The 5304-nt window shown below is 73.3% G+C and carries 5 protein-coding genes; all 5 read left to right on the top strand.

Annotation, left to right across the window (positions count from 1 at the left end; translation table 11 throughout):
• Window positions 1–552: glutamate ligase domain-containing protein (locus AC1DUQ_RS17100; RefSeq protein ID WP_477074197.1), on the top strand; the 552-nt coding region annotated here is incomplete at its 5' end.
• A complete protein-coding gene (gene mraY / locus AC1DUQ_RS17095; RefSeq protein WP_477063077.1) occupies window positions 549–1631 on the top strand; it encodes a phospho-N-acetylmuramoyl-pentapeptide-transferase in 1083 nt (360 codons plus the stop codon). The genes AC1DUQ_RS17100 and mraY, both read left to right, overlap by 4 nt.
• Complete coding sequence (murD, locus tag AC1DUQ_RS17090) at window positions 1632–3062, top strand: UDP-N-acetylmuramoyl-L-alanine--D-glutamate ligase (protein WP_477074196.1); 1431 nt, start codon at window positions 1632–1634, stop codon at window positions 3060–3062.
• The gene (gene ftsW / locus AC1DUQ_RS17085) at window positions 3059–4303 is read left to right on the top strand and encodes a putative lipid II flippase FtsW (protein ID WP_477063079.1); all 1245 of its coding nucleotides are present in this window, start codon (window positions 3059–3061) and stop codon (window positions 4301–4303) included. Before murD ends, ftsW begins: the two co-directional genes overlap by 4 nt.
• A partial coding sequence (locus AC1DUQ_RS17080; RefSeq protein ID WP_477074195.1) for a UDP-N-acetylglucosamine--N-acetylmuramyl-(pentapeptide) pyrophosphoryl-undecaprenol N-acetylglucosamine transferase occupies window positions 4296–5304 on the top strand: 1009 nt, incomplete at its 3' end. The genes ftsW and AC1DUQ_RS17080, both read left to right, overlap by 8 nt.

Here is a 5304-nt window from a genome sequence, read left to right as displayed (position 1 = left end):
GGTGAGCACCACGTGCACAACGCCCTCGGCGCCGCGGCGGCCGCGCTCGCCGTCGGGCTCGAGCTGGACGAGGTGGCCGCGGGACTGAGCGCGGCCGACGCCCTGAGCCCGCACCGCATGCACGTGGTCGACCGCCCCGACGGCGTCACCATCGTCGACGACTCCTACAACGCGAACCCCGACTCCATGCGTGCGGCGCTCAAGGCGCTGGCCGTGCTCGCCGGCCGGGACCGTCGCTCGATCGCCGTGCTGGGCGAGATGCTCGAGCTCGGACCGGGAGCGCGCGAGGCGCACGACGCCATCGGGCGCCTGTGCGTCCGGCTCAACATCGGCCTGACGATCGTCGTCGGCGACGGCGCCCGCGCCATCCGCGACGGCGCCAACCACGAGGGGTCGTGGGGCGACGAGGTGGTGCTCGCGGACGACCTGGAGGTCGCGACCGCGTTCCTCGAGAGCGAGCTGCGTCCCGGGGACGTCGTGCTGGTCAAGTCGTCGTACGGCGCCGGGCTGTGGAAGCTGGGCGACGTGCTGGTCGAGGGGGCTGCCCGATGAGGGCGGTCCTCATCTCCGGTGGGCTCTCGATGCTCATCGCGCTGCTGGGCACGCCGCTGTTCATCCGGTACCTGGTGCACAAGCAGTACGGCCAGTTCATCCGGCAGGACGGGCCGACCGCGCACTTCACCAAGCGCGGCACGCCGACCATGGGCGGCGTCGTCATCATCGGCGCGACGCTGCTCGGCTGGATCGGAGGTCTGCTCGCGACCGGGACGGTGCCGAGCGCGTCCGCCGTGCTGGTCCTGTTCCTCATGACCGGTCTCGGCGTCGTCGGCTTCCTCGACGACTTCATCAAGATCTCGCGGCAGCGCAGCCTCGGCCTGAGCGCGCGGTGGAAGATCGCCGGACAGGGCATCGTCGGCATCGCGTTCGCGGTGGCGGCCCTGCAGTTCCCCAACGACAGCTTCCGGACGCCGGCCTCCACGCACATCTCGTTCATCCGCGACACCACCCTGGACCTCGCGTTCTGGGGCGTGACGGTCGGGGTGATCCTGTTCGTCGTCTGGGCCAACTTCCTCATCACCGCCTGGTCCAACGCGGTGAACCTCACCGACGGGCTGGACGGGCTGGCCACCGGCGTCTCGCTCATCGTGTTCGGCGCGTACGTCATCGTCTGCGTGTGGCAGTTCAACCAGTCGTGCCAGTTCCTGGCCAGCGCCGGGCCACGCTGCTACGAGACCCGGGACCCGATGGGCCTCGCGGTCGTCGCCGCCGCGATCACCGGCGCGTGCTTCGGGTTCCTCTGGTGGAACGCCAGCCCCGCCAAGATCTTCATGGGGGACACCGGGTCGCTCGCCCTCGGCGGCGCTCTGGCCGGTCTGTCGATCCTGTCCCGCACCGAGATCCTCGCCGCGATCATCGGCGGCCTCTTCGTGGTCATCGTCATGTCGGACGTGATCCAGATCGGCTTCTTCAAGCTGACCGGGAGACGGGTCTTCAAGATGGCACCGCTGCACCACCACTTCGAGCTCTCGGGGTGGGGCGAGGTCACGATCGTCATCCGGTTCTGGATCATCGCCGGGCTGTTCGTCGCGCTGGGTGTCGGCATCTTCTACGCGGAGTGGGTGGCCGGGTAGGTGTCCGATCTCGTGCTGGAGGGCGCCCTGGTGGTCGTCGCCGGGCTCGGGGTCTCCGGACGGGCGGCGGCCGAGGTGCTGGCCTCCCGGGGAGCCCGGGTGGTGCCCGTGGACGACCACGCCGACGACGTCATCGGCTCGGCGGAGCTGCTCGAGGGCTCGGTGCTGGACCGCGCGGACCTCGTCGTCGCGTCGCCGGGGCTCGCGCCGCACCACCCCCTGCTCGCGGCGGCGCTGGAGCGCGGGATCCCCGTGTGGAGCGAGGTCGAGCTGGCGTGGCACGTGCGCGTCGACCGCGCGGCCGGCGGCGGACCGGCGCCGTGGCTGGCCGTCACCGGCACCAACGGCAAGACGACGACCGTGGGCATGCTCGAGTCGATCCTGCGGGCCGCGGGGGAGAACGCGCTCGCCGTCGGCAACGTCGGGACGCCCGTGGTTCTCGCGGCGACCGATCCGACCCTCGACGTCCTCGCGGTCGAGCTGTCCAGCTTCCAGCTCCACTTCACGCACTCGATGTCCGCGCAGGCCGCCRCCGTGCTGAACCTCGCGCCGGACCACCTGGACTGGCACGGCTCGCTGGACGCGTACACCGCCGACAAGGGCCGCATCTTCGAGCGCGCGCAGGTGGCGTGCGTCTACAACCTGACGGACCCGGCGACCGAGGGCCTGGCCCGCGAGGCCGACGTCGTCGACGGCTGCGTCGCCGTCGGGTTCACGCTGGGGACGCCGCTCGTCGGACAGGTCGGCATGGTCGAGGACGTGCTGGTCGACCGCGGGTTCGCCCGRCTCCGGCACACGCACGCGGCCGAGCTCGGCACGCTGGCGGACCTCGTGCAGCTGGCCGGGCCCGACGGCACYGTCCCGCCGCACGTCGTCGCGAACGCCCTCGCGGCTGCTGCGCTCGCCCTCGCGCACGACGTCGACCCGGCGGCGATCCGCGACGGCCTGCGCGCCTACGGACCGGGCGCGCACCGGCTCGCCACGGTCGCGGTCGTCGACGGCGCCGCGTACGTGGACGACTCGAAGGCGACCAACGCGCACGCCGCGTCCGCCGCCCTCGGCGCGTTCCCCGCCGGGAGCGTCGTGTGGATCGCGGGCGGCCTGGCCAAGGGTGCGCAGTTCGACGAGCTCGTCGTCGCGCGGCGGGACCGGCTCCGTTCGGTCGTGCTCATCGGCGTCGACCGCGCTCCCTTGCGCGAGGCGCTCGCCCGACACGCACCTGAGGTCCCCGTGGTCGAGGTCGACGCCGGTGAGACTGGCACGGTGATGACCCGCGCCGTGCAGGAGGCCAGGCGGCTCGCGTCCGCGGGCGCCGGGCCGGTCACGGTGCTGCTCGCCCCCGCCTGCGCCTCGATGGACCAGTTCACGTCGTACGCCGCACGGGGTGATCAGTTCTCCGCAGCCGTGCGTGCGCTCGGCGGGGACGCATGACCGCCACGACCCCGCGCCCGAGCGTGCGCCGCACGGACGATCCCGGTGCCTCGACCAGCTCCCTGCTCGGCCAGTGGAACAGCGCGGTGACCAGCTACTACGTGCTGATCGGTGCGACCGCCCTCCTGCTCGTGATCGGGCTCGTCATGGTCCTGTCGAGCTCGAGCGTGGAGTCCCTCGACGACGGACACTCGCCGTACGCGGTGTTCCTCGACCAGGCCAAGTACGCGCTGATCGGCCTGCCCGTCCTGTTCGGCCTGTCCCGGGCGCCCGTGCGGTTCTTCCAGGCGATCGCGTGGCCCGCGCTGGCGTTCGCCATCGTGTTCCAGCTGACGGTGTTCACGCCGCTGGGCTGCGGAGCGGGCGGCAACCAGAACTGGGTCTGCGTCGGGGGCATCTCCGCGCAGCCGTCCGAGACCATCAAGCTCGCGCTGGCGATCTGGCTGGGCGCGGTGCTCGCGCGCAAGCTGACGCTCCTGCGGCAGTGGAAGCACGCCCTGATACCTGCCGTGCCGGTGGCCGGCGTCGCGATCCTCGTCGTGCTGGCCGGGCACGACCTCGGCACCGCGCTGGTGCTCATCATGCTCGTCGCCGGCGCGATGTTCGTGGCCGGGGTGCCCATGCGGATCTTCGGGTTCGCCGCACTGCTGGCCGGTGGGCTGACTGCGCTGCTGACCCTCACCAGCGGCAACCGCACGGCCCGCATCACCAGCTGGCTGTCCGACGAGTGCGACGCCGCGTCCTCCTGCTACCAGACGCTGCACGGCGGCTGGGGGCTGGCGAGCGGCGGCTGGGGCGGCCTCGGCCTGGGGGAGAGCCGCGAGAAGTGGTCCTACCTGCCGGCCGCGCACAACGACTTCATCTTCGCGATCCTCGGCGAGGAGCTCGGGCTCATCGGCACGCTGCTCGTGCTCGGCCTGTTCGGCCTGCTGGCGTTCGCCATGATCCGCGTCATCCGCCGGCACACCGACCCGTTCGTGCAGATCACCACGGGCGCGATCCTCTGCTGGATCATCGGGCAGGCGCTGGTCAACATCGCCGTCGTCATCGGGCTCGCTCCGGTGATCGGCATCCCGCTGCCGCTGGTGTCCGCGGGCGGCTCGGCGCTGATCATGACCATGGCCGCGCTGGGCGTGCTCATCGCGTTCGCGCGCTCGGAACCGGGTGCCGCCGAGGCGCTGGCCGCCCGGCCGGGCGTCGTGCGGCGCTCGCTCGCCGTCATCGGGCGGTCCCGTGGCTGAGCACCGCCCGGCGCCCTCCGTCCTGCTCGCCGGCGGGGGGACCGCCGGCCACGTGAACCCGCTGCTCGCGGTCGCCGACGAGCTGCTGCGGCGACACCCGAACGCCCGGCTGACGGTCCTCGGGACGGCGGAGGGCCTCGAGTCCCGACTGGTCCCGGAGCACGGTCTGCCGCTCGCGGTCGTCCCGCGCGTCCCGCTGCCGCGCCGCCCGACGCTCGACTGGTTCCGGCTCCCGGCCAGGCTGCGCGACGCCGTCCGGGCGGCGGGCGCGGCGATCGACGAGTCGGGCGCCCAGGTGGTCGTCGGCTTCGGCGGGTACGTCGCCACCCCGGCCTACCTGGCCGCGCGCCGCCGGAAGCTGCCGGTCGTCATCCACGAGCAGAACGCGCGTCCGGGTCTGGCCAACCGGCTCGGTGCCCGCTGGGCCCGCTCGGTGGCCGTGACGTTCCCGGGCACCGCGCTGCGCGGCGCGCAGGTCACCGGCCTGCCCCTCCGGGCGCCGATCGCGCGCCTGATCGAGCAGCGGTCCGTGGACCGGGAGGGCACGCGTGCCGCGGCAGCCGCCGAGCTCGGTCTGGACGCCGCACTGCCCACGCTGCTCGTGTCCGGCGGTTCGCTCGGTGCCGTGAGCGTCAACGCGGCCGTCGCGGGCGCCGCGGCGGACCTGCTCTCCGCGGGGATCCAGGTGCTGCACCTGACGGGGGCGGGCAAGGCCGACGCCGTGCGTTCCGCGCTGGTCGACGTGCCCGGTGCCGAGCGGTACCACGTGCGCGAGTACCTCACCGAGATGCAGCTCGCGCTGGCCGTCGCCGACGTCGTGATCGGTCGCTCCGGCGCCGGCACCGTGTGCGAGCAGGCCGCGCTGGGGATCCCGGCGGTCTACGTGCCGCTCCCCATCGGCAACGGCGAGCAGCGGCTGAACGCGGCCGCCGTGGTCGCGGCCGGGGGCGGTCTGCTGGTGGAGGACGCCGACCTGGACCCGGCGTGGGTCCGCGCGCACC

It is taken from the genome of Cellulomonas sp. P4_B5_2 (genome assembly GCF_056402235.1).
The sequence above is the reverse complement of the archived record's forward strand: the minus strand, read 5'-3'. Positions and strand labels throughout refer to the sequence as shown.

Excerpts from the sequence above, each read along its gene's own strand:
- mraY (WP_477063077.1), top strand. The coding sequence starts at position 549 with ATGAGGGCGGTCCTCATCTCCGGTGGGCTCTCGATGCTCATCGCGCTG.
- ftsW (WP_477063079.1), top strand. The coding sequence starts at position 3,059 with ATGACCGCCACGACCCCGCGCCCGAGCGTGCGCCGCACGGACGATCCC.